The organism is Peptoniphilus pacaensis (genome assembly GCF_900088125.1).
In the GTDB taxonomy this organism is placed as follows: Bacteria; Bacillota; Clostridia; order Tissierellales; family Peptoniphilaceae; genus Aedoeadaptatus; species Aedoeadaptatus pacaensis.
This window is the reverse complement of the sequence record NZ_FLQT01000003.1, coordinates 824,969-847,477: the sequence shown is the minus strand read 5'-3', so window position 1 is coordinate 847,477 and position 22,509 is coordinate 824,969. Positions and strand designations below refer to the sequence as shown.

The following is a 22,509-nucleotide window of genomic DNA, read 5'->3' as shown; positions in this document are numbered from 1 at the left end:
CACCTCCTCCATCGGGATAAAAAAATGCCCAAAGGACCTATTCTTTTAAATACACTCTATATATTATAGAGACTGACATGATTTAAGTCAATTACTTTTCGCGAGAAAGTCCATAAAATAGACGAAATTCGGCCTTGAAACCGGGAAACGAAAGGCTCTTCCACCCCTGTCAGATATGTTGATAACTTTTTTATATTTGTGTATAATTACCTCAAGTGTGTGAATAAAAAGAAAGCCTGTGAACAGCCCTTGTTTATACACAGTCTGTGCATAACTTGTTGATAAGTTTTACATTTTTATCCTACATCTCTCAAAATACGAAAAAACATCCCCTGTTTATAAACAGTTGAATTTTCATTCATTGTTTGTAAATTGCTTATCCCCATCATCCACAATGCTGTGGATTTTTTCATCCATAAGGATTCTTTCCACATGTTTATATGTTAATACATAAATCAAGGAGCGAGTATGTCAACCGATGTTAAAACACTATGGGACGACGCCTTTCAGCTGCTTCTCGAAGAAAATCTTTACGAGTCGCAAATCAATACGTGGTTTCGTCCGATTCAACCCATTGCCATCCAAGGCGACGCCCTTATTTTAGGCGTCTCGAGAGAATTCGTCCTGAACCATTTAAAAAGGAACAACAATAATTACAAAAACCTGATTCGACGCGTCGTCAAAGAAGCCGGCGGCCGGGATTTGGATATCGAATTCGTCCTTACATCCGACGGTGAGACCCCTTATAAGGCCTCTGAAAATACGGCAGAAGCCCTCTACCATCTGAATCCGAAATACACCTTCGATTCCTTTGTGGTGGGCCAGTCCAATCAATTTGCCCACGCGGCCTCTTTGGCCGTGGCGGAAAATCCCAAGGAAGCCCACGCCAATCCGTTGTTTATCTACGGCGGCGTCGGTTTGGGAAAGACCCACTTAATGCATGCCATCGGCCATTTTATGCACCGCAGCGATCCAAACAAGCGAATACTCTATGTGACCAGCGAGCAATTCACCAACGAATTTATCGCATCCATTCAAACCAATAAAAACGAAGAATTTCGCAGGAAGTACCGGTCCCAGGACCTGCTTCTCATCGACGATATTCAATTTATCGCCGATAAAGAATCCACCATGGACGAATTCTTCCATACCTTTAACGAACTTCATGCTCAGGATAAACAGATCGTCCTGACCAGCGACAAGCCGCCGAAGGATATTAAAAAATTGGAGCAGCGCCTTATCTCCCGCTTTGCCTGGGGATTGGTTGTAGATATTCAGGCGCCGGATCTGGAAACCCGCATCGCCATATTGAGAAATAAGGCGAAAAGCGACGGCTTCGTCGTGCCCGACGAGGTGATTAATTACATCGCCACCCACGTGAAGAGCAATATTCGTGAATTGGAAGGCGCCCTGTCCCGTGTGACGGCCTATTCCAAACTGACCACCGGCATTATTACCGAAGAAACGGCGGCCACGGTATTAAAGGATATTTACGAAAACAACAAACCCGTAAAAATTACCGTCGACCATATAAAGAGCGTGGTCTGCGACAAATACCATATTACCTTGGAAGAAATGGACAGTAAAAAGCGGTCCAGACCCTTGGCTTATCCCCGTCAAATCGCCATGTATCTGACTCGGGAATTAACCGATATGTCCCTGCCGAAAATCGGCCAGGAATTCGGCGGTCGGGATCACTCCACGGTGATTCACGCCTGCGATAAAATCAAAGGCGATATGGAAAAAGACAGCCAACTCTTTGTCACCATCGAATCCTTAAAGGAACAAATCAAAGGCAATTAAAGGATTGTGGATAAAAGGAAAACCATCCACGGAGATATCCATAGACTATCCACATGATGATTTCCACTGCCCTCCATGAAAAGGGGGCTATCCACAAATTCACAGGCCCTACTACGAATACGAAGTACTAATCTTATATAGAGGAGGAGACAATTTGAAATTTCAAATCGAAAAATCCGTTCTGTCTACCATTGTATCCACCGTCTCCCGTGCTATTTCGTCTAAGACGAATATGCAAATACTGGAAGGCATTTACATGGAAGCGACGGATGGCCAATTAATTCTGCGAGCCACAGACACGGAAATTTCCATGGAATCCCGCCACGCCTGCTTCGTTCAGGAACCGGGAAGCATCGTTTTAAATGCCTCTCTGTTCGGAGACATCGTGCGCAAATTGCCCAATGCCATGGTCCATATGGAAAGCGAAGGACAAAAACTTTCCTTAGTATGCGAACAATCGGAATTTGAAATCATGGGACAAAATCCCGAAGAGTATCCCCAACTTCCGGAACTGGGCGGCGCGGAAAAAATCGTCGTCACCGGAGAATCCCTTTTAAAGGCTTTTAAGGAAACCCAATTCGCCACGTCCAACGACGATATGCGCATGGTCCTTACCGGCGTCCTCTTGGATGTTAAAAAAGAAGACATTACCTTCGTCGCCTTGGACGGCTATCGCATGGCCCTGAGTCGCATCGAAGGGGAACAATCCATGGAGCGGGATTTAATCTTACCGGCGAGAAGCGTGTCGGAGATTTCGAAACTTATCGACGAGTCCAAGACATTGACCTTGGAGATCGGAAACAATCACGTATTAATTCAATTCGACGAGACGAAATTCTTTACGAAACTTTTAAACGGCGAATTTTTCCGCTACAACAGCTTGATTCGCAAGGAACACGAGGTAAGTGTCGTGGCTGACAGAAAGCAATTAATCGACGCTTTGGAGCGGGCCAGCTTAATGACCGGCAAGGAACGCAACGGCTTGGTGCGCTTGGAAATTAAAGACGATCAAATCGAAATCCTCTCCAATTCCGAAGTGGGGAAAGTTCACGAGACCATTCGGGCGCAAAAGACCGGCGCCGATCTAATCATCGCCTTTAACGCCCGCTATTTGCTGGAAGGCATACGGGTCATGGATACGGAAGAAATTACCATGGGCTTTACCGACGCGGTAAACCCCTGTATTATTACGCCTTTAAACGGAAATGACATGCTCTACTTAGTATTACCTGTACGGTTGGCCAATCTATGAAAATAAGTACCGATTTTATTAAACTGGACAGCTTTTTAAAATACGTGCAGTGGGTGGATTCCGGCGGTATGGCCAAGGCCGTGGTTTCAGACGGCTTGGTCTATGTTAACGGCGAAATGGAGCTGCGCCGGGGGAGAAAACTTTACCCCGGCGATGTCGTCGAATTTATGGGCGAGAAAGACAGCATCGAAAGGGAATGATTCGTCCTTTGTAGGAAGAGAACATTTGTACTATACTAAGGGTGGTTAAAAGCGGGAGGGCGACGTGTTTGTCAAACAATTAAACATAGTCTCTTTTCGCAATCACCGGCGCCTTTTTATGGATTTAGAGCCGAAAATGTATCATATCGTCGGCCCCAACGGCACGGGTAAGACGAATTTTTTAGAAGCCATCTACCTATCTTTGACGGGAAGAAGCTTCAAGACCGCTTCTTTAAAGGAAGTGATCACTTTCGGCGAAGAGAGCGCTTTTGTTTCGGCTACTGCCGTCTTGGATGATTTTTCCCACGATATGGAAATCATCGTAAAAGAAGACAAGCGGCGCTTTATGCGAGATCACAATCCGGTGAAAAACACCTCGGCCTACGGTCGGGGTATGGGCGTGGTTCTTTTCGAGCCCAAGCATTTACAAATGGTTCAGGGATCGCCTTCCCAGCGTCGCGGCTTTATCGACGATATGCTCCGCATGATCAATCCTCAATACGAGGAAGCCTACAGCGGCTATTACCACATACTTTATCAGCGAAATGTGACCTTGAGAAAATTCAGGGACACGAATTTATTGGATGTTTACGACCGAAGCCTGGCCTCTTACGCGGCGATTATATTAAAAGAGCGATTGAAGTTTTTAAAGCGCATGGCCGCTTCCGTCTCCGACTATTACGAAGCCATCGCCGGGGAAAAGGAGCGATTGGAAATTCGCTACAAAGCCTCCTTTCCCGTGGCATTGGACGAAAATTTGGACCGGGCTTTTTACGAGAGCTTAAAGCACCGAAGGCGGGAAGACAGAGAGCGGGGACGCACGGGCATCGGGCCCCATTTAGACGACTTGTCCTTTTTATTAAACGGAGAGGAAGCGAAGAAATTCGCCTCCACCGGGCAAATACGAAGCATCGTCCTGGCTATGAAGTGCATGGAAATCGATCGGGTGGCGGAACACATCGGTTCTTCTCCCGTGGTTTTGTTGGACGATGTCTTATCGGAACTGGACGATAAAAGGCGGCGCATGCTGATCGAAATGATTCGCGGCCAGTGTTTTATTACGGCGGCGGAACCCATGGGCGTATTGGAAGGCCGATCGGAAGCCATTGACTTAATAGATAAAAAAAGAAGCGCAGAAGCCTTGCGCAAGGAGGATTTATGGTAAGGGAAAATGAGTACAATGCCGGTAATATACAGGTCTTAACGGGACTTGAGCCGGTCAGAAAACGGCCGGGGATGTATATCGGCTCCACGGGCCCCAAAGGCCTGCACCACTTGGTATACGAAGTGGTGGACAATTCCATCGACGAAATTTTAGCCGGCCGCTGCGATCAGGTCATTGTGGAACTGAACGAAGACGGCTCCGTTTCCGTGCGGGACAACGGCAGCGGCATTCCCGTGGACATTCACCCTCAAACGAAAAAATCCACGGTGGAAACCGTCCTTACCATTCTCCACGCCGGGGGAAAATTCGACAGCAACGCCTACAAAGTTTCCGGCGGCCTTCACGGCGTCGGCGTATCCGTGGTCAACGCCCTGTCTAAGAAGCTCGTCGCCAATGTGCGCCGGGATGGCAAAGAATACGAACAGGTTTTTTCCAGAGGCAAAGCCCAAACGGAACTGACCGTCGTCGGCGAAGGGATCAAAGAAACGGGTACCACCATTACCTTTTGGCCCGACGAAGAAATTTTCAAGGAAACCGTGGAATTCAGCCGGGAAGTTTTGGCCCGTCGCTTCCGCGAAATGGCCTTTTTAAACAAAGGCGCCTATATCGAATTTATCGACCATCGGGACGACGACAAGTTTAAGGAAATTTACCACTACGTCGGCGGCATTCAAAGTTATGTGGAATACATTAATCGGAACAAAAAGCCCATTCACGATAAAATCCTCTACGTGGACGAAACGGATTCAGACACCAATGTAGAGATTTCGATTCAATACACGGACAGCTATCGTGAGACGGTCTTGTCTTTCGCAAACAACATCAATACGGAAGAAGGGGGCAGTCACCTATCCGGCTTCAGAAGCGCCCTGACTAAGAGCATTAACGAGTACGGCAGAAAGTACAATTACATTAAGGAAAAGGAAGAAAATCTTTCCGGCGACGATGTGCGGGAAGGCATCAGCGCCGTCATCAGCGTGAAGATTCCCGATCCTCAATTCGAAGGCCAAACCAAGGCCAAGCTGGGCAATTCCGAAACGAAGGCCATTGTGGAAAGGGTGTTGAACAACTACTTAAACGCCTTTTTGGAAGAAAATCCCAAGATCGGAAAGATCATTTTAACCAAGGCCCTTTCCGCCCGCCGCGCCAGAGAAGCGGCGAGAAAAGCCCGGGATTTAACGCGAAAGCGCTCCATTTTAGATAACACGCCCCTTCCCGGCAAACTGGTGGACTGCCAATTAAACGACAACGAAAAAACCGAGATCTTCCTGGTGGAAGGGGACTCCGCCGGCGGCAGCGCCAAGGGCGGACGGGACAGCAGCTATCAAGCGATTTTGCCCCTTCGCGGCAAGATCATGAATGTGGAAAAAGCGCGGATGGATAAGATTTTAAATTCCAACGAAATTCGCGCCATGATCACCGCCTTCGGCACGGGGATCGACAAGGAATTCGACATCGAAAAGCTGCGCTACGGAAAAATCATCATCATGACCGATGCGGACGTGGACGGCGCCCACATTCAAACCCTGCTTTTAACCTTTTTGTTCCGCCATTTGCCGGAGCTTATCGAAGCGGGACACGTCTTTGTGGCGAAGCCGCCCCTTTACGGCATTAAGCGGGGCACGAAGGTACTGGAATACTGCTATAGCGACGACGAACTTCAAGGCGCCCTGAACCGATTGGGTCGTGACAAGAATTTAAAGGTCAGCCGCTACAAAGGTCTCGGTGAAATGAATGCCGAAGAATTGTGGGAAACCACCATGAATCCCGAGCACCGTGTGCTTTTAAAAGTGGAAGTGGACGACGCCCAAGTGGCCGACGAAGTCTTTTCCATGCTCATGGGCCAGGAAGTGGGACCGAGACGAGAATTTATCGAAGAAAACGCAATTTACGTCGAAAACATCGACGCCTAGGAGGATACAGTGGCAAAATTTGCAAATGAAAGCGGCATTCAAGACGTCGTCTTAGAAAAGGCCATGAAAAAGGCTTATTTGGAATATTCCATGAGCGTCATCGTCGCCCGGGCACTACCCGACGTGCGCGACGGCTTAAAACCCGTGCATCGCCGTATTCTCTACGGCATGCAACAACAGGGCCTCACGCCGGATAAGCCTCATAGAAAAAGTGCCCGCCTCGTCGGGGATGTTATGGGTAAGTATCACCCCCACGGCGATTTGTCGATTTACGACGCCGTAGTGCGACTGGCACAGGACTTTAACATTCGCTACCCCTTAGCCGACGGCCAGGGGAACTTCGGTTCCATGGACGGGGACAGCCCGGCGGCCATGCGTTATACGGAAGTCCGCATGTCGAAGCTCGCCATGGAAATGTTGAGAGATATAAACAAGGAAACCGTGGACTTCGTTCCTAATTTCGACGAAGAATTGCTGGAGCCTTCCGTGCTTCCTTCCCGCTTCCCCAATCTTTTGGTCAACGGCTCCGCCGGCATCGCCGTCGGGATGGCCACCAATATGGCCCCTCACAATATGAATGAGGTTATCGACGGGGTCATCGCCTATATGGACGACGAAAACATTTCATTGGAAGAGATGATGACCCACATTAAGGGGCCGGATTTTCCCACCGGCGCCTTTATTATGGGGCGTGAAGGGATTAAAGAAGCCTATCAAACCGGCCGCGGCAAGGTGCGTGTACGGGCGCGGGCGGAAATCGAGCCCTTAAAGAGCAAGCACCAAATCGTGGTGACGGAATTTCCCTACCAGGTCAACAAGGCGCGTGTCATCGAAAAAATCGCGGAGCTGGTCAAAGACAAAAAGCTCGACGGTATTTCCGACATTCGCGACGAATCCAATCGCCGCGGCGTGCGCATGGTGGTGGAACTGAAGCGGGATGCCAATCCCCACGTGGTTTTAAACCGCCTGTATAAGGAAACCCAGCTGCAAATCACCTTCGGCATCATCAACCTCGCCCTGGTGGACGGCGTACCCAGGGAATTGACCCTCCTCGAGCTTATTCACTACTATGTGAAGCATCAACGTGACGTGGTCACTCGCCGCACCACCTTCGACTTAAACAAGGCCAAGGCGCGGGTTCACATTATCGAAGGCTTGAAGCTTGCCATCGCCAATATCGACGAAATCATCGAAATCGTCAAAAGCTATCGCACCGACGAAGAAATCAAGGTTAAATTTACCGAGCGCTTCGGCCTCACCGACGTCCAAGGCCAGGCCATTTTGGACATGCGCATCAAGCGCTTAAGCGGCTTGCAAGTGGAAAAATTGGAAGAAGAATATCGGGAGCTTTTGGCTTTGATCGAGCAATTGGAGTTGATTCTTTCCGATCCCAAGGTATTGGACAAGACCATTCAAGACGAACTTTTGGAAATCAAGGAAAAATACGGCGACCTGCGCCGCACGGTGATTACGAAATCCGACGGCGATATGGAAGACGAAGATTTAATCGACGACGAGGAAGTGGTAGTGACCCTGACCAATTCCGGCTACATTAAGCGCATGCCGGAAGGCACCTACAAACCGCAAAATCGCGGGGGCCAAGGGATCAGCGCCTTAAATAAAAAGGCCGACGACTTCGTCACCAGCCTCTTTATTACATCCACCTTGGACACGATTTTATTCTTCACCGACTGCGGTCAAGTCTATAAGAAACAGGCCTACGAAATTCCCGCCGCCGGCAGAAATGCCAAGGGCACGGCCATCGTGAACCTCCTTCAATTGGAAGAAGGGGAGCGGATTCAAACCATTATTCCCATTGCCGACGTGTCTGACGACGACAATTTATTCCTCGTCACCCGTCGCGGCTATATTAAAAAGACGAAAATGGGCGAATACAAAAACATTCGCAAAAACGGCTTAATCGCCATGGGATTAAGAGACGGCGATACGGTTATCGGCGGCATTCAATGCGGCGACGACGAAGATTTAATTTTCGTCACGAAAAAAGGCATGTCTCTGCGCTTTAAAGGCAAGGACCTGCGGGAACAAGGCCGCACCGCCATGGGCGTCATCGGCATTCGCTTAGATGATGACGACGAAGTGGTGAGCTTCGTCAAGGCCGAGGAAGGCAAGACCCTGGCCGTCATTAGCGAATACGGCTACGGCAAACGCACGGCCCTGGAAGAATATAATGTGCAAAACCGCGGCGGCAAGGGCCTGATCACCTATCGTATCAAGGAAAAGACCGGCCAATTGGTCTCCGCCAAAGTATTAAACGATTCGGATCAGCTCATGATGATTTCCGAAGACGGCGTCATCATTCGCCTGAAAGCGGAATCCATTTCCATCCTGGGACGGGCCACATCCGGTGTGAAACTGATGAATATTAAGGACAGCCACATCGTCGCCGTGGCCGAGTACGTGGGAGAAGAATAATCGGTTGCTCTCCCTCGGGGGAGCATATATACTAAAGGACAAAGGAGGGCGGAATGTTTACACTGAATATAAAAGACGAAGGCGATCAACTGCGTCTGATTCCCTGCGGCGAAATGGATATGTACTATACGGCGCAGTTTAAAGAAGAAGCCATTAGCGCCTACGACGCCCATAAAAAAGATATACTCATCGACTGCAAGGATTTAAATTACGTGGATTCCACGGGACTCGGCGGCTTTATCTTCCTCCTCAATCACATGAAGGAAGAGGGACATGAGGTGCGCATGGAACATTTGGATCCCAATGTGAAAAAGCTCTTTACCATTACGAAACTGGATCAATTGTTTCAAATCGAAGGAGAGGCCTAATGGGTGAGAGAGTTTATTTGACCATCCCGGCCAAGCCCCGCTACCTTTCCCTGGCCCGATTAAATGTTTCGGGCATTTGCATGGAAGAGGACGTGGATCTGGACACCTTGGGTGATCTTCGTCTGCTTCTGACGGAAAGCTGCAATCTTTCCTTTGCCATCGGCATGAGTGACACCATCGATATCGTCATGGAACCGGAAGAAGGAGCCATTCGCTTTAAAGTTTCCGGCATTACCGAGGAAAAAGTGGCATCCGACGAGCATTTGGCCATTACCGCCATGATCATCGAGTCCTTGGCCGACGAATTTTCCTATGACGACGGGCATTTGGTCGTCTATAAAACCTTCGGAGCGTAGTATGGACAAAGAAGCCTATTACAGCATGGACCGGCCCCTTTCGAAAGCAAAGCGCAAAGAATTATTTGCCGAATATGCGGAAACCGGCGACAAGGTGCTTCGAGACATATTAATCGAGGAACATCTTTACATCGCGGAGATTTTGGCGAAAAAATACACGGGCAAAGGCATCGACTATGACGATATTTTTCAGGTCGCATCCATGGGTCTGATCTTTGCCGTGGAGCGCTACGATCCATCTAAGGGTTTTGAATTTTCTTCCTTTGCTACGCCCACCATTATCGGGGAAATAAAAAAATACTTCCGCGACAAGGGATGGACCATTCGCGTGCCTCGCAGGGTGCAGGAGCTGTCGAAAAAAATCAACGATGCCAAGCTGACCCTGGCACAGAAAAATCAAAAGACCCCCACCATTACCGATATCGCCGAATACCTGGACATTACCACGGCGGAAGTGTTGGAAGTCATGGAGGCGTCGAAGGTCTATTCGCCGGAAAGTTTGGACATGAACTTCGACACGGGCAGCGAAGATCGGGATCTCTCTCGAGGCGATAAAATCGGCGTGGAAGAAGAATATTTCCAAAAAGTGGAAATGAACGATTTTATTCAGCGGGCCATGGAAAAGTTTAACGATGTGGAAAAAACCATCCTCATCGACCGGTACCAATACCGAAAAACCCAGGTTTCCATCGCCGAAAAGCTGGGCATTTCGCAAATGACCGTGAGTCGAATCGAAAAAAAGCTCTTGGAAAAGATGCGTAAGGAAATAGAAAAGTCAGGAGAGTTGGGATGAAACGGAAAAAATACATTCAAACGCTTCGGCAGTTTCTCTATGTCTTTGAATTTGCCATGGCCATCATTATCTTCGTCGGAATTATTATTTCCATTCCCGATCTGTTTAAGTATATGATGGAGATTTTTAACAGCGGCCAAGCCCACAGCTACAAACTCTTCCAATCCTTTTTGGCCCACGTGCTTTTAATGGTCATCGGTTTGGAATTTGTGGCCATGCTGATCAATCACGAAGAATATCAGGTCATCTACATTATGATCATGGTGGTGGCCAGAAAGATGCTGATTTACGGCGACAACACTCGGGATTTGTTTATCGGCGTCCTGGCCATTGCCGTCTTGTTTATCGTGCGCAAATACTTTACCATTCATAAAATCCTCGCCAATGCCGGCGTCGCCATTTTCGATGCCAACACGAGAATGGAAAGTGTGAACGAACACTTGGTCCGGGACATTGAAAGTCGCGAAGATATTCTGGGCGCTTACGTTCGAAAAATGTTCGACGAACAGGAAATAATCGTCGAAGTCGGTTCCGTGGTCGAGGACGAGCGCTACATTTACCAAGTGGAAGAAATGGACGGCGAGGAAATCGCGTTAATCGCCCTGGAAGACAAATTCAAGGGAATGTAAAATATTTTCTCCCGTGAAACAATAGTAATTGCAAATAGATAAATAGATGCGTATACTGTTCTTAATGGAGCTGTAGCTCAGTTGGATAGAGCAGTGCCCTCCTAAGGCACGTGCCGGGGGTTCGATTCCTCTCAGCTCCGCCATAACTTAAGGAGGCAGATTCGTCTTCAGAGAAGAACAATGCCTTTTGGTATTGTTCTTTTCGATTAAATAAGTTTTGGCAGGGCACGAGAATATTTAGATGAAATAAATTTTTTGAATGAAAATAGAAGCGAGGTATCCGGATGGACAATAAGGAACGTTCGATGCAAGATGTGATGAATTCGATTTATTTGAAATACAAATTAAATTTCTACAAGAATCTCTATCGGAATAATCGCCAGCCCGATTCCTTGACGGTGATGGAAAAATTCTGTGCCGAAGCCATTTACGCCTTGCAAGGCCCTACCATTAACGAACTGGCCAATTTTATTCGCGTCAGCCAACCCAATGCCGCCTATAAGGTAAACAATTTGGTGGAAAAGGGCCATGTGGAAAAAGTCCGCAGTCAAAAAGACCGCCGCCAAATTCACTTATTCGTGACGGATAAATTTAAGAAGTACTACCAAGTGAATTACGATTTCGTTGAAGACGTTCAAAAATGCTTGGAAAACAAAGTGTCCGAAGAAAAAATGCAGGTCTTTAAAGAAGTGCTGGAAGTATTAGACGACGGCATCGTGGAAGCGGTAACGGAAGAAATCGACGAAGCCTACAGACGCGACCATACCAAGTTCTAGTCCATGGACCTGAAATCGTTGCGCCATTATCGGCGGCTGGAAAAAGATATGCTCCGCACCGAAAAGGCCTATGTCCACGATCTGATGGAAGCCATGGATTTTAAAGGTGAAGCCGATGTGGCCGCCATGGAAGAAAAACAAAAGCAGTTTGAAAAAGCCATTGAGGGCTTTAAGGCCGCCTTACGGGGCGAAGAAAATAAGCGATGAGAAATTCTAAGGGCTCTCCCTTAAAATTTTTTTATGTCTTAACGGCCCTTCCTGTACAATGGCTTTAACATCAAAAAGGAGGGTGATATGAACAAGAAGATGAAAAAGATAATAGCCGCCGGTTTAATTGCAAGTCTGAGTATCGGACTGATGGCCTGTGAGAAGAAAGACAACCGTCGTGAAGATCATCCGGAAGAAGTGGAAAGCGTGGAGGCTTCCAAAGCCGGCATGAGCAACGAAATGATCAAGCCCGCCGATTACGCGTGGTGGGTAAAGGATACTTATGAATTTCCCTATATGGGTGCAAAAGTCACTCTACCCAAAACCTTACAAGATATGATGACCAAAAAAGACGTGATCATGCTTGATGATCAATCCTTAGGTGACAAAAACGAAATTAAATACGCCATGCTCACCTTCTCCGCTTTGACGGAAGAAGATAAGAACAAGGAAATTCCCGAAATGGGCGACGAATACCCGAAGTGGATGGAAGCCATTAAGCGGGCGGGTACCTTGGGTATTTACGAAAAATCCATGGACGAGGACGCCATTAGTAAAGTGACGAAATGCGACACCCACACCAAGATTGGTGAAAGCCAAGACGGCAAGTACAATTACTACCTGTCCACGGCAGGGGATGTGGATCAATCGATTCAAGACGCATTAAAGGAAGTCAAGCTGGAAACCATGGAACGCACCCCCATGGCTGAAAACGACTATGTCTTCCAAGAAAAAGAAATGAAGCAAACGTCCGATGTAAAATCAATTGCCCCCTTTAAGACCCAAGACATCGACGGCAAGGCCTTTACTGAGGCCGATCTCGCCAAAAACAAACTGACCATGGTCAATGTCTTTGCTACTTGGTGCACGGCATGCATTCAAGAAATTCCCGATTTGGAAAAATTAAATAAGGAAATGAAAGACAAGGGCGTCGGCGTCGTCGGCGTGGTCGTGGATACCCACGAAGACGGAAAGGACATTCCCGATGCCCTGGATAAGGCTAAGGCCATTCAAAGCAAATTAAAGACCACCTACCCCTTCTTAAAACCCGACGACAAATTAATGAACGGCCGCTTGCAAGGCATTCAAGGCTTTCCGGAAACCTTCTTTGTCGACAGCAAAGGTAATGTTGTCGGCGAATTCTACTTAGGCGCTAAGAGCTTGGAAGAATGGAAGGCCGTGGTGGAAAAAGAACTGAAGAATGTAAAGTAATTTGAAGAAGCCATTGAGGGCTTTAAGGTCGCCTTATGGGGCGAAGAAAATAAGCGAGGAAAAATTCTAAGGGCTCTCCCTTAGAATTTTTTTCTGTCTTAACACCGTCTTAACGGCCCGTCCTGTACAATGGCTTTAACATAAAAAAGGAGTGTTTACATGAACAAGAAGATGAAAAAGATAATAGCCGCCGGTTTAATTGCAAGTCTGAGTATCGGACTGATGGCCTGTGAGAAGAAAGACAACCGTCGTGAAGATCATCCGGAAGAAGTGGAAAGCGTGGAGGCTTCCAAAGCCGGCATGAGCAACGAAATGATCAAGCCCGCCGATTACGCGTGGTGGGTAAAGGATACTTATGAATTTCCCTATATGGGTGCAAAAGTCACTCTACCCAAAACCTTACAAGATATGATGACCAAAAAAGACGTGATCATGCTTGATGATCAATCCTTAGGCGACAAGAACGAAATCAAGTACGCCATGCTCACCTTCTCCGCCTTGACGGAAGAAGACAAGAACAAGGAAATTCCCAAAATGGGCGACGAATACCCGAAGTGGCTGGAAGCCATTAAGCGGGCGGGCACTCTGGGGATTTACGAAAAATCCATGGACGAAGCTGCCATTAGTAAAGTGACGAAATGCGACACCCACACCAAGCTCGGCGAAAGCCAAGATGGCAAGTATAATTACTACCTGTCTACGGCAGGGGATGTGGATCAATCGATTCAAGACGCATTAAAAGAAGTCAAGCTGGAAACCATGGAACGTACCCCCATGGCTGAAAACGGCTACGTCTTCCAGGAAAAAGAAATGGAGCAGACCTCCGACGCCAAGTCCGTCGCTCCCTTTGAAACCCAAGACATCGACGGCAAGGCCTTTACCGATGCGGATTTCGCGAAAAACAAATTGACCATGGTCAATGTCTTCGCTACCTGGTGCACGGCGTGCATTCAGGAAATTCCCGATCTGGAAAAGTTAAATGAAGAAATGAAAGACAAGGGCGTCGGCATCGTCGGCGTGGTCATGGACACCCACGAAGACGGAAAAGACATTCCCGACGCCCTGGACAAGGCCAAAGCCATTCAAAGCAAATTAAAGACCACCTACCCCTTCTTAAAACCCGACGACAAATTAATGAACGGCCGCCTGCAAGGCATTCAAGCCCTGCCGGAAACCTTCTTCGTGGACAGCAAGGGCAATATCGTCGGCGAAACCTACACCGGTGCCAAGAGCCTGGAAGAATGGAAGGCCGTGGTGGAAAAAGAACTGAAGAACGTGAAGTAAGATGAGAAAAAAAGCGTATCGTGCCTATTTAGGACCCGCCATCCTCCTCGCCTCTGTGGCCATGATGGCCTTCGGCATTCACCGGGGAGAGATGCAAGTGGTCTTTGAAAAGGCCGTGAGAATTTGCATGGAGTGTATCGGCATTGGCTAGTGAAAAGAAGTCTATGAAAGAAACGAAGCGCCATCTGTTTCAAGGCCTGTGGTTTCTCGCCACCAATTCCTATATGGAAGGCTTTAAGACGGGGAAGATCTATCAGGGCAAGATGAAAAACCTCTGCGTGCCGGGAATGAATTGCTACTCCTGTCCCGGCGCCAAGGGGGCCTGCCCCATCGGGGCATTGCAGGCCGTCATAGGAAATATGGATTACAAATTCGCTTTTTACGTGGTGGGTTTTCTCTTCTTCATCGGCGCCCTGATGGGCCGTTTCGTCTGCGGATGGCTCTGCCCCTTCGGCTTGGTGCAGGACCTTCTTCATAAAATCCCCTTTCCGAAAAAGATTGAGACCTTTAAAGCCGACAAGTATTTGAGAAAAGTAAAATACGCCATCCTGCTGATCTTCGTCCTAATCCTTCCCCTTTTTCTCGTGGACGTCTTGGGTCAGGGATCCCCCTATTTCTGCAAACTCATCTGTCCCGTGGGCATGCTGGAAGGCGGCATCCCCCTGGTTTGGAAAAACGAAAGCATGCGAGGGGCCATCGGCTTTTTGTACGCGTGGAAAGGCGCCATTCTCGCCGTCACGATTCTTTTAAGCCTGATGATCTATCGTCCCTTCTGCAAATACATCTGCCCCTTGGGGGCCATCTACTCCCTCTTCAATCCCATATCCGTTTTTAAATACCGACTGGACAAAGAAGCCTGCGTTCACTGCGGCGCCTGCAAAAGAGCCTGCAAGATGAATGTGGATCCCGTGGAAAACGAAAACGCCGCCGAGTGCATTCGCTGCGGCCAATGCGAAAAGGCATGCCCTACCGGCGCCATTTCGAAAGGCATCTGTGCCATGGGAAAGAAAGAAATGAAAGAACTGCCTGAAAACTAAAAGATTCGAAAACGCAAGGAGGCGCGGCCTGTTTGCGTTTTTGCTATAATGAGAAAAAAAGGAGGGAAGCATGCGACTTTTAATCGTGGAAGACGAAAAGGAACTGTTGGAAAGTATCGCCGAAGGACTGCGCCTCTCGGGATACGCCGTGGATACGGCATCGGACGGGGCGGAGGCGGAAGATCTCTTTTGGAGCGAGACCTACGATCTCATCGTCCTGGACATTAATCTTCCGAAAATCGACGGCTTCACCTTGCTGGAAGAAATTCGCGAAGAAGACAAAAAGGTTAATGTGATTATGCTGACCGCCCGCACCCAAGTGGCGGATCGGGTCAAGGGGCTGGATTTGGGCGCCAACGACTACTTAATCAAACCCTTCCACTTCGACGAATTGGAAGCGCGGATTCGCTCCCTGCTCCGCAGAAAACAGGTGGTGGAAGACAAGATCATTCACTACAGGAATCTGTCCTTCGACACGGCGACGAAAAGCCTTACCGCCGGCGGCGAGGTGATTAAGCTTACGGCGAAGGAGCGGGGCATTTTCGAGTACCTGATTTTAAATCAGGGCCGCTACGTTCCCGCGGAAGAGCTCATGGAACACGTGTGGGACATGAATGTCAGCGACGTGTCCAACGCCGTGCGGGTGCACATGTCCGCTCTTCGGCGGAAGATCAAAGAAGCCGCCGGGGAAAACATCATTCGAAACGAAATCGGAAGGGGTTATATGATTGACAGGGAATAAAAGAACCGATCGTTCCATTATCTTTAAACTGACGGCGGCGAGCCTCGCCGTCTTTATGATCATGCTGATCCTCTCCAATTTTCTCATTACTCGGCGGCAGGCGGACATCGCCACCAATCTCACGGCCCAAGTGGAAAGTCGCATGAAGGGAAAATCCGCCACAGACGAATCGGTCATGGTCTTTATCGACGAAGACGAGATTCGCCATTTGGCGGATTTTAAGCTCTACGCCCTGGGGGTCTTTCTCGCCACCGGGCTCTTAGGCGGCGGGATCTTTATCCTGCTCATTCGCCGCACTCTCAGCCCCCTGGAGGCCCTTACGAAAAAAGTGGCGGCCACGGACATGGACGCCATGGCGCAAAAAGACAGCCTGGTTTTAAAGGAGGGGGCCTACGAAATCGTCGCCCTGTCGGAAGCCTTTCAAAAGACCTTGGATAAAATTTACGACAATTACGAAAAAGAGCGGCTCTTTTCCGTGAACGTGGCCCACGAGCTGCGCACGCCCCTCGCCGTGTTGCGCACCAGGGTGGACGTGTTTAAGAAAAAAAGAAACGGTATGGATCCGGAGCTCGCCGCCTTTGTGGAAAGCATGGAAAAAAACATCCGCCGCCTCTCCGATTTGGTGGAAGAGATTTTATTTTTAGGCCGCGACGCCGCCCCGATGCTTCGTCCCGTGAACGTGAAGGACGTGGCGTGGGAGCTGGTGCTGGATCTGGAAGAAAAGGCCGCGGAAAAAAACGTGGCCCTCGCCGTGGAAGGGGAGGATGTGATCCTTCAAACCGACGACGCCCTTTTGGAGCGGGCCATGTACAATCTTCTGGACAACGCCATAAAATATAACGTGCCCGGGGGAAAAGTCACGATTTCCTTTAGGGAAGACAAGGAGAAGGTCACCATCTCCGTCGCCGACACGGGCATGGGAATGAATGATGAGGACAAGACAAAGGCCTTCGACCTCTTTTACCGGGCCGATCCGTCGAGAAATCACGACGGCTACGGCGTGGGCCTAGCATTGGTAAAAGAAGTCGCCCGTCGCCTGGAGGGAAAAATCGACATTCGAGACAACGAGCCTATGGGGACGATTTTCGACTTCATCCTTTCGAAAAAAGAGGAACGGCCATAGAAAAACAAAATACTGGATTTTTCATATAGAGACGATCCTATGCTATGATAGTTAGGAGAATATAGAAAGATTCAGAAAGGAAGATCATGATGGCATTTATCGACCGCGTACCGGAGGAATTTCGCACCACCGGCCCCGTGGGCGTCCTGCAATTAAACATTACGGGGAAATGTAATTTGCGCTGCGCCCACTGTCACATAATGAAAAACTCCGATCACGACGAAATGTCTAAGGAGACCATGGACAAATGCGTGGAGGCATTGAAGAAGCATCGCTTTCATACGGTGGACATTACCGGCGGCGAACCGACCACCCATCCCCTTCTCATTCCCTTTATCCGCGAAGTGAGTGAGTATACCGACGACATCATCCTTCGGACCAATGCCGTGGCTATGGACAAAAATCCCGAGCTTATGGAGCTCTTGGATGAAAAGAACATCCACGTGGTCGTGTCCCTTCCCTGCTACACGGAAGACAATGTGGACTCCCAACGGGGCGAAGGCACCTTTAAGCACGTGATTCCCAATTTGCAAAAGCTCAACGCCATGGGCTACGGCAGCAAAAAAGACCTGTCCCTGGTCAATAATCCCCTGGGCGCTTATTTGCCGGGACCTCAAGACGGCCTTCAAGCCGACTACCGCAAGTATTTGGAAGAAGAGGGCGTGGAATTTTCCGAGCTCTTCACCATTACCAATATGCCCATGGGCTATTTCGGCGACAAATTGCGGGACGAAGGCATTGAAGAGGAGTACATGAAGCTCTTGGAAGATAATTTCAATCCCGACACCGTGGAAAACCTCATGTGCCGCTTCCAAATTTCCGTGGATCCCAAGGGCCGCATCTACGACTGCGACTTCCATCAAGCGGAAAGAATCCCCGCCGCCACCTATAAGACCATCGACGAGGTAATCGAAGCCGACGATCTGTCCCGCCCCATGGTGTGGAAAGAATACTGCTACGGCTGCACGGCAGGAGCCGGAAGCAGCTGCGGCGGCGCATTGGCGGAATAAGGCACCGTTGCGGATAAGTATTCGCTGTCGAATCCTTAAAAACGAGCATAAAAAGACGAGCCCCGATTCGGGACTCGTTTTTCTTTTATAAGCTTTCTTCCAGGCGGTGTATGGCCTCTTTCACATCGGCCTCTTCCATGGCCTCGCCTTTCAGGCGCAGGTCTTTTGCAAAAGCCAATGCTTCGGCGCGGGCGTCGGTGGGATCGGTCTTTTGCTTTTCCATACATTCCTTGGCCACGGCGAGCATTTTCGACCATGCCTGCACGATGGCATTTTCTCTGCGAATGTGTTTAATGAGCCGGGCGAAGGTCCAGTCTTTGTTGGTGTCCGTCAATGCCGCCTTGTGGGGAAACACTTCCCCCATGTCCCGAAGGGCCATAAGGATATTTTGCAGATCGTGGGAATGGAGATCGACAAAGACCAAAAGCTCTTCTTCCGGCGCATCCTCCGCGCCGCCGAGCTTTTCGTAGCCTTCCAGGCCCGCCAAGTAGCCCACGTATTCGCCCACTTCGTCCCGTGCCACTTCACGCAAGGCGATGTCCTGTGCCTTTGCGGCCTCGATTAAACGGGCCTCGCGCTCCTCGTTCTTTATATTGTAATAAATAATCAAACTCATGCCCTCATCCTTTCCGAATTTGCCGTCGCGGAATCCGTCGTTATTCGTCGCGCGTTGCGACTTTTCGAAAGATAGATACCCGAGGCATGACACATTTAATCGTCGAGGAAGGCGTGTGTGATTTCGTGCCAGTCGAGATGGAGATAGCCCTCGGCATCGGTCTTGTTGTTGATCAAATAGCGGGTCTTGACCAGCTCCATCATGGGACGGTCGGCGGAAAGGGAATCGCTGTAGGCGACGCTGTTTTCGTAGTCGATCTCCATGCCCTTTTCCGTCAAATGGGCGAGGATATTGTCCACCTTTTTCTCGTGCTTGTTGTTGTCTCCCGTCATGCGGTACTCGGCGTCGGTTTTCGTGCCGATAATGTGGTCGAAGGGGAGCACGTCCCCCACGTATTTCAGATAATCCTCCACGGAGGCGGAAACCAGAAGCAGGTAGTAGCCCGCGGCCTTCAAGGCGTAAATTTCATCCACCGCCTCTTTAAAAGTGCGGGCCATGACGTCGTCGTAGACGAAAGCCTTGATTTCGTCTTCCGTATAGTAGCGGAGCATGGAGAGAAAACTGTCCTTGACGTTTTTCTTTACGCCCTTGGGCGATTTAAAGATGCTCCCCAAGAGCAGGGATTTATAAAGTTTCGTGCGAAAGCCCGGGATTTTTCTCGCCGTCACGTCGTATAATATAAGGATAGAGTCCGTGGATATAACGGTGCGATCGAAATCAAAGAGGGCGATTTTTTGTTTCATATTGTCTCCTTTCCATAGGCGATTTACGCCGACGGTGGTTTTTTGATATATTAGGGTGGTGATTCATTTGGACATATTACATGTGGATATGGACGCGTTTTTTGCCTCTGTTGAGATTTTATTGAATCCCGCCCTGAAAAACAAGCCCCTAGCCGTAGGCGGAAAGAATCCTTCGGGGATCGTCACCACGGCTAGCTACGAGGCGCGGAAGTACGGGGTGCATTCCGCCATGCCCATGTTTATGGCAAGGAGCCTGTGCCCGAATCTCATCGTGGTGCCTACGAGAAAGGGCGTCTACGGGCAGGCGAGCCGAAAGGTCTTCGGCTATTTGCACGGCTACGGCTTTCCCATGGAGCAGGTGTCCATCGACGAGGCCTATTTGGATTTGACGGGGGCGGACAATCCCCGGGCCCTGGCCAAAACCATGCAGAGGGAAGTGAAGCGCCGCTTCGGTCTTTCCATGAGCTGCGGCCTGAGCTACAATAAATTTCTCGCAAAAATCGCCTCGGATATGGACAAGCCCGCTGGCTTTACCATCATCGACCGGAAACGGGCGGCGGAGGTCATTGATGCCCTTCCCCTTTCGAAGATTCACGGCATCGGCGAGAAGACGGAGATGCGATTAAAAGAGCTGGGAATTCACAACGGGGCAGATCTGAAGGCTTTGGATCGGGATTTTCTCGAGGAGGCCTTCGGAAAACCGGGCCTGGAGCTTTACGACCGGGTGCGGGGCGAAGACCTGCGGCCCGTGGAGCCCGGCAGGAAGCGAAAATCCATCGGTACGGAAGAGACCTTCGCGGAGACGCGGGACAGGAATTTTTTCAAAGAGCAGCTGAAGCGCTCCGCCGAGGAAACGGCCTTTCTCATGGAGAAAAAAGGCATCGTGGGCTACACCCTCACCGTGAAGATCAAGACCTCGGATTTCCATACCCACACGAAATCCAAGACCTTCGGCCTGCCCCTGGAAGGGGAGGCGCTGTTGTTTCGAGAGGCATGGGCTTTGTTCCTGGCCCTGTACGGCGGCGAAAAGCTGCGGCTCTTGGGCCTGAGCGTGTCGTCATTAGAGGAAAATTACAGCAGGCAGCTGCGTTTTATATAGGAGGAAGTATGGAAGAGTGGAGACAGGAGCGAGTGCGAGAAATTACTCAGCGCTTTTCGAGCCAGTTCGACCTGACGATTTTGGAGCATACGGACGAGACCGTCTACGCCCGCTGGCATGTGGACGAAAACTCGCTGAATCCGGCGGACATCGCCCACGGCGGGGCGATTTTTTCCGTGGCCGATGTGGTTTGCGCGGCCCTGGGCCTTCGGAACAATCACTTGCTCACCAAGAGCGTGAATTTTTATTACTACCACTCCCTGCGACTGGGGGATGCGTACCTTCGCGCGAACTTTCAGAAAGTGGGCAGCTATACCTCGGTTATGGAGGTGGAGATATACCAAGAGGGCGTCCTTTGCGCCAAGGGCCTTTTCGACATGGCGCAGATGTAGGGAGGATTTATGGCAGAATTTCATTATTTGGAAGAGGGTTTGGATCATCGCCTCATGGCGGATTCCGAACTGAGTATAAAAGAGCAGGAGGGCGAGACGCTCACCGCCACGTGGAAGGTGTGGCCCGGCGCCTTAAACTCCGCCGGCACCTGCCAGGGCATGATCCACTTCGGCATGGCCGATGTGATCAGCGCCATCTTGTGCGATCGGGAAGGGGTGGTGGTGACTAAGTCCGCCGCCTGCTTCTATCACGCGCCCCTTTACGAGGGGGAGGTTCGGGCCGAGGCCGCCTTTAACAAGCGGGGCAAGGTCAACGACAATGTGGAGGTGCGTTTTTTTCAAAAGGGCGTCCTCTGCTATCAGGTTATTTTCAACATGCACGCCACCGGCGTTCGATTAAACAAAGGAGGGGAAAATGAAGCGTAGTCAAGCGATTATGCTTTTGCTCTTAACGACGATAATTTGGGGTATGGGCATAGTGGCACAGATCGCCGGCATGGATTACATCCATCCTTTCGCCCTGAACGTGCACCGCTCTTTGGCGGCGGCGCTGTTCCTCTTATTCGTGCTGCTCTTCGTTCCGAAGCTGCGGGACGTGGGCACGGATCTGAAGGCCACCATCAAGGGCGGCATTTTATGCGGCATCTGTTTAAGCGTCGCCATGGCCCTGCAACAATACGGCCTTCAATACACCACCGCCGGCAAGGGCGGTTTTATTACGGCCCTTTATATTATCATCGTGCCCATCGGCGGCATTCTCTTAGGCCATCCCATTTCGAAAAAAACCTGGTTCGCCGTCCTTATCGCCGCCGTGGGACTGTACTTTATCAGCATGAAAAAAGGCGCGGGCTTTTCCATGGGCAGGGGCGATTTTCTGGTTCTGCTTTCCGCCGTGGCCTTCAGCGCACATATTCTCGTCATCGACCGCTTCGCGCCCTATGTCGACGGCGTGGCCATGAGCTGTATTCAATTCTTCACGGCGGCGGTGCTGTCCCTGATTCTCGTTGTGTCTACCGGGGCCTCCCTCTTCGGCGAATACACCAAGGCTCTTCCCGCCATATTATACTTGGGGATTCTCTCAAGCGGCGTGGGCTTTACCTTGCAGATCATGGGCCAGCGCTACACGGAGCCCACCACGGCGAGCCTGATCCTCAGCATGGAGGCGGTCTTTTCCCTCTTAGGGGGCATCATCCTCTTAAGCGAAGCCCTGACGGCCCGCGAGGCCTTCGGCTGCGTCCTTCTCTTCGTCGCCATCCTTATCGCCCAACTGCCCATGCCGAAAATTCGAAGGGCGTCGACGAAAGATTAAAAGAAAATTTCAGAAAAGCCCTTTATCTGTGAAATAAATAGCCA

General features: G+C 49.9%; 25 protein-coding genes and 1 tRNA gene. 24 read left to right on the top strand and 2 right to left on the bottom strand.

Annotated features, from left to right (window positions below; translation table 11 throughout):
* Positions 1–468: 468 nt before the first annotated feature.
* From dnaA to arsS, 20 genes are all read left to right on the top strand, one after another.
* On the top strand, positions 469–1,803 hold the full coding sequence (gene dnaA / locus BN7444_RS04030) for a chromosomal replication initiator protein DnaA (protein WP_068456082.1): 1,335 nt from the start codon (positions 469–471) through the stop codon (positions 1,801–1,803).
* A 154-nt stretch (positions 1,804–1,957) separates the two neighbouring features.
* Positions 1,958–3,055: a DNA polymerase III subunit beta gene (dnaN, locus tag BN7444_RS04025; protein WP_068456079.1), complete on the top strand. Its 1,098-nt coding sequence runs from the start codon at positions 1,958–1,960 to the stop codon at positions 3,053–3,055.
* Entirely contained in the window at positions 3,052–3,255 is a 204-nt protein-coding gene (locus BN7444_RS04020; protein WP_068456076.1) for an RNA-binding S4 domain-containing protein, read from the top strand. Before dnaN ends, BN7444_RS04020 begins: the two co-directional genes overlap by 4 nt.
* 64 nt (positions 3,256–3,319) lie before the next feature.
* On the top strand, positions 3,320–4,420 hold the full coding sequence (gene recF / locus BN7444_RS04015) for a DNA replication/repair protein RecF (protein ID WP_068456073.1): 1,101 nt from the start codon (positions 3,320–3,322) through the stop codon (positions 4,418–4,420).
* On the top strand, positions 4,414–6,333 hold the full coding sequence (gene gyrB / locus BN7444_RS04010; RefSeq protein WP_068456070.1) for a DNA topoisomerase (ATP-hydrolyzing) subunit B: 1,920 nt from the start codon (positions 4,414–4,416) through the stop codon (positions 6,331–6,333). Before recF ends, gyrB begins: the two co-directional genes overlap by 7 nt.
* 9 nt (positions 6,334–6,342) lie before the next feature.
* Positions 6,343–8,769 carry a DNA gyrase subunit A gene (gene gyrA, locus BN7444_RS04005; RefSeq protein ID WP_082941262.1) on the top strand — a complete coding sequence of 809 codons (2,427 nt, stop codon included), beginning with the start codon at positions 6,343–6,345 and terminating at the stop codon, positions 8,767–8,769.
* A 53-nt stretch (positions 8,770–8,822) separates the two neighbouring features.
* Positions 8,823–9,137 (top strand): STAS domain-containing protein, encoded by a 315-nt coding sequence (locus BN7444_RS04000; RefSeq protein WP_068456067.1) that lies wholly within the window; start codon positions 8,823–8,825, stop codon positions 9,135–9,137.
* Positions 9,137–9,493 (top strand): ATP-binding protein, encoded by a 357-nt coding sequence (locus BN7444_RS03995; protein WP_068456065.1) that lies wholly within the window; start codon positions 9,137–9,139, stop codon positions 9,491–9,493. Before BN7444_RS04000 ends, BN7444_RS03995 begins: the two co-directional genes overlap by 1 nt.
* 1 nt (position 9,494) lies before the next feature.
* Entirely contained in the window at positions 9,495–10,286 is a 792-nt protein-coding gene (locus BN7444_RS03990; protein ID WP_068456063.1) for a SigB/SigF/SigG family RNA polymerase sigma factor, read from the top strand.
* Positions 10,283–10,915 carry a phosphate-starvation-inducible PsiE family protein gene (locus BN7444_RS03985; protein ID WP_068456060.1) on the top strand — a complete coding sequence of 211 codons (633 nt, stop codon included), beginning with the start codon at positions 10,283–10,285 and terminating at the stop codon, positions 10,913–10,915. The genes BN7444_RS03990 and BN7444_RS03985 overlap by 4 nt, the downstream gene beginning before the upstream one ends.
* 66 nt (positions 10,916–10,981) lie before the next feature.
* Positions 10,982–11,058: transfer RNA gene (locus tag BN7444_RS03980), tRNA-Arg, on the top strand.
* A 141-nt stretch (positions 11,059–11,199) separates the two neighbouring features.
* On the top strand, positions 11,200–11,691 hold the full coding sequence (locus BN7444_RS03975) for a MarR family winged helix-turn-helix transcriptional regulator (protein WP_082941261.1): 492 nt from the start codon (positions 11,200–11,202) through the stop codon (positions 11,689–11,691).
* Positions 11,692–11,694: 3 nt separating this feature from the next.
* On the top strand, positions 11,695–11,898 hold the full coding sequence (locus tag BN7444_RS09265) for a hypothetical protein (protein ID WP_135122026.1): 204 nt from the start codon (positions 11,695–11,697) through the stop codon (positions 11,896–11,898).
* Positions 11,899–11,985: 87 nt separating this feature from the next.
* The gene (locus tag BN7444_RS03970; protein ID WP_082941260.1) at positions 11,986–13,110 is read left to right on the top strand and encodes a TlpA family protein disulfide reductase; all 1,125 of its coding nucleotides are present in this window, start codon (positions 11,986–11,988) and stop codon (positions 13,108–13,110) included.
* 159 nt (positions 13,111–13,269) lie between these two features.
* Positions 13,270–14,394 carry a TlpA family protein disulfide reductase gene (locus BN7444_RS03965; RefSeq protein ID WP_245654191.1) on the top strand — a complete coding sequence of 375 codons (1,125 nt, stop codon included), beginning with the start codon at positions 13,270–13,272 and terminating at the stop codon, positions 14,392–14,394.
* A gap of 1 nt (position 14,395) precedes the next feature.
* Complete coding sequence (locus BN7444_RS03960; protein ID WP_068456054.1) at positions 14,396–14,545, top strand: CD1871A family CXXC motif-containing protein; 150 nt, start codon at positions 14,396–14,398, stop codon at positions 14,543–14,545.
* Between the two features lie 13 nt (positions 14,546–14,558).
* On the top strand, positions 14,559–15,431 hold the full coding sequence (locus BN7444_RS03955; protein WP_068456051.1) for a 4Fe-4S binding protein: 873 nt from the start codon (positions 14,559–14,561) through the stop codon (positions 15,429–15,431).
* Positions 15,432–15,501: 70 nt separating this feature from the next.
* Positions 15,502–16,173, top strand: a complete 672-nt coding sequence (locus tag BN7444_RS03950) for a response regulator transcription factor (protein ID WP_068456048.1) — start codon at positions 15,502–15,504, stop codon at positions 16,171–16,173.
* Positions 16,160–17,296, top strand: a complete 1,137-nt coding sequence (locus BN7444_RS03945; protein ID WP_068456046.1) for a sensor histidine kinase — start codon at positions 16,160–16,162, stop codon at positions 17,294–17,296. Before BN7444_RS03950 ends, BN7444_RS03945 begins: the two co-directional genes overlap by 14 nt.
* An 86-nt stretch (positions 17,297–17,382) precedes the next feature.
* Positions 17,383–18,306: an arsenosugar biosynthesis radical SAM (seleno)protein ArsS gene (gene arsS, locus BN7444_RS03940; RefSeq protein WP_245654190.1), complete on the top strand. Its 924-nt coding sequence runs from the start codon at positions 17,383–17,385 to the stop codon at positions 18,304–18,306.
* An 85-nt stretch (positions 18,307–18,391) separates the two neighbouring features.
* Here the strand turns inward: arsS and BN7444_RS03935 are convergent, their stop codons facing one another.
* Both BN7444_RS03935 and BN7444_RS03930 read right to left on the bottom strand, forming a co-directional pair.
* Complete coding sequence (locus tag BN7444_RS03935; protein WP_068456040.1) at positions 18,392–18,922, bottom strand: DUF3783 domain-containing protein; 531 nt, start codon at positions 18,920–18,922, stop codon at positions 18,392–18,394.
* Positions 18,923–19,017: 95 nt separating this feature from the next.
* Positions 19,018–19,665, bottom strand: a complete 648-nt coding sequence (locus BN7444_RS03930) for an HAD family hydrolase (RefSeq protein WP_068456037.1) — start codon at positions 19,663–19,665, stop codon at positions 19,018–19,020.
* Positions 19,666–19,732: 67 nt separating this feature from the next.
* On the opposite strand from BN7444_RS03930, the gene dinB reads away from it, so the two are divergent.
* Genes dinB through BN7444_RS03910 form a run of 4 tightly spaced genes read left to right on the top strand, consistent with a single transcriptional unit; the run spans position 19,733 to position 22,465 of the window.
* Positions 19,733–20,764: a DNA polymerase IV gene (gene dinB / locus BN7444_RS03925; RefSeq protein WP_245654189.1), complete on the top strand. Its 1,032-nt coding sequence runs from the start codon at positions 19,733–19,735 to the stop codon at positions 20,762–20,764.
* Between the two features lie 8 nt (positions 20,765–20,772).
* On the top strand, positions 20,773–21,156 hold the full coding sequence (locus BN7444_RS03920; RefSeq protein WP_068456034.1) for a PaaI family thioesterase: 384 nt from the start codon (positions 20,773–20,775) through the stop codon (positions 21,154–21,156).
* Between the two features lie 9 nt (positions 21,157–21,165).
* Positions 21,166–21,582, top strand: a complete 417-nt coding sequence (locus BN7444_RS03915) for a hotdog family protein (RefSeq protein ID WP_068456031.1) — start codon at positions 21,166–21,168, stop codon at positions 21,580–21,582.
* The gene (locus BN7444_RS03910; protein WP_068456028.1) at positions 21,572–22,465 is read left to right on the top strand and encodes a DMT family transporter; all 894 of its coding nucleotides are present in this window, start codon (positions 21,572–21,574) and stop codon (positions 22,463–22,465) included. Before BN7444_RS03915 ends, BN7444_RS03910 begins: the two co-directional genes overlap by 11 nt.
* Positions 22,466–22,509: the final 44 nt, after the last annotated feature.

Excerpts from the sequence above, each read along its gene's own strand:
- dnaA (WP_068456082.1), top strand. The coding sequence starts at position 469 with ATGTCAACCGATGTTAAAACACTATGGGACGACGCCTTTCAGCTGCTT.
- BN7444_RS04020 (WP_068456076.1), top strand. The coding sequence starts at position 3,052 with ATGAAAATAAGTACCGATTTTATTAAACTGGACAGCTTTTTAAAATAC.
- gyrB (WP_068456070.1), top strand. The coding sequence starts at position 4,414 with ATGGTAAGGGAAAATGAGTACAATGCCGGTAATATACAGGTCTTAACG.
- BN7444_RS04000 (WP_068456067.1), top strand. The coding sequence starts at position 8,823 with ATGTTTACACTGAATATAAAAGACGAAGGCGATCAACTGCGTCTGATT.
- BN7444_RS03995 (WP_068456065.1), top strand. The coding sequence starts at position 9,137 with ATGGGTGAGAGAGTTTATTTGACCATCCCGGCCAAGCCCCGCTACCTT.
- BN7444_RS03990 (WP_068456063.1), top strand. The coding sequence starts at position 9,495 with ATGGACAAAGAAGCCTATTACAGCATGGACCGGCCCCTTTCGAAAGCA.
- BN7444_RS03985 (WP_068456060.1), top strand. The coding sequence starts at position 10,283 with ATGAAACGGAAAAAATACATTCAAACGCTTCGGCAGTTTCTCTATGTC.
- BN7444_RS03975 (WP_082941261.1), top strand. The coding sequence starts at position 11,200 with ATGGACAATAAGGAACGTTCGATGCAAGATGTGATGAATTCGATTTAT.
- BN7444_RS09265 (WP_135122026.1), top strand. The coding sequence starts at position 11,695 with ATGGACCTGAAATCGTTGCGCCATTATCGGCGGCTGGAAAAAGATATG.
- BN7444_RS03970 (WP_082941260.1), top strand. The coding sequence starts at position 11,986 with ATGAACAAGAAGATGAAAAAGATAATAGCCGCCGGTTTAATTGCAAGT.
- BN7444_RS03965 (WP_245654191.1), top strand. The coding sequence starts at position 13,270 with ATGAACAAGAAGATGAAAAAGATAATAGCCGCCGGTTTAATTGCAAGT.
- BN7444_RS03960 (WP_068456054.1), top strand. The coding sequence starts at position 14,396 with ATGAGAAAAAAAGCGTATCGTGCCTATTTAGGACCCGCCATCCTCCTC.
- BN7444_RS03955 (WP_068456051.1), top strand. The coding sequence starts at position 14,559 with ATGAAAGAAACGAAGCGCCATCTGTTTCAAGGCCTGTGGTTTCTCGCC.
- BN7444_RS03950 (WP_068456048.1), top strand. The coding sequence starts at position 15,502 with ATGCGACTTTTAATCGTGGAAGACGAAAAGGAACTGTTGGAAAGTATC.
- arsS (WP_245654190.1), top strand. The coding sequence starts at position 17,383 with ATGATGGCATTTATCGACCGCGTACCGGAGGAATTTCGCACCACCGGC.
- BN7444_RS03935 (WP_068456040.1), bottom strand. The coding sequence starts at position 18,922 with ATGAGTTTGATTATTTATTACAATATAAAGAACGAGGAGCGCGAGGCC.
- BN7444_RS03930 (WP_068456037.1), bottom strand. The coding sequence starts at position 19,665 with ATGAAACAAAAAATCGCCCTCTTTGATTTCGATCGCACCGTTATATCC.
- BN7444_RS03920 (WP_068456034.1), top strand. The coding sequence starts at position 20,773 with ATGGAAGAGTGGAGACAGGAGCGAGTGCGAGAAATTACTCAGCGCTTT.
- BN7444_RS03915 (WP_068456031.1), top strand. The coding sequence starts at position 21,166 with ATGGCAGAATTTCATTATTTGGAAGAGGGTTTGGATCATCGCCTCATG.
- BN7444_RS03910 (WP_068456028.1), top strand. The coding sequence starts at position 21,572 with ATGAAGCGTAGTCAAGCGATTATGCTTTTGCTCTTAACGACGATAATT.